The 543-nt window shown below is 40.7% G+C and carries 1 pseudogene; it reads left to right on the forward strand.

Annotated elements, in window-relative coordinates:
- Window positions 1-67: 67 nt before the first annotated feature.
- A pseudogene (locus R7Q48_RS30290) lies at window positions 68-543 on the forward strand (EAL domain-containing protein); the annotation flags it as partial.

Below are 543 nucleotides of genomic sequence, written 5' to 3' on the forward strand. Positions count from 1 at the left end.
AAAATCACACCCTTCACTTCTCATTATTGATAACGTAGCCAAAATTTAAATTGGAGCTTATCAACACATGATTAGGTTTGAAATTGGAAACCAAATCTGCGTTTGCTTGTCCGAAAACGACATTTCTTTAGAGATCAACAACACACTCCACCACGCCATCCCTGTTAGTTCAAATGAGTATGCCATTCTTTCAACTATTGCTACTTACGGCAGTTTAAATGCGCCGATCAGTCAGCGCGTTATTGAGAGAAAAATCACTCAACACTACAAGATGGCTTTGCCAGAAAATGGATTTAAAAACGCGGTGGCAGCATTGAGAAAGAAGTTTCGCAAGCTCACGGAAGATCACGTTTCTCCCACGAGAAACATCATAGAAAACATTCACAGGACGGGATATTTCATCCCTTTTACCATGCTACATACTCACCAAAGCGGCATCTATCAACAAAAGAGAATCAACCAACACACGAAAAACAGCGTCAGAAAAGCCTTTCGTATTTGCTTGCGGAATAAAAGGATATACACCGACATCGCTTGGGTGTT

The organism is Vibrio sp. 378, assembly GCF_033339435.1.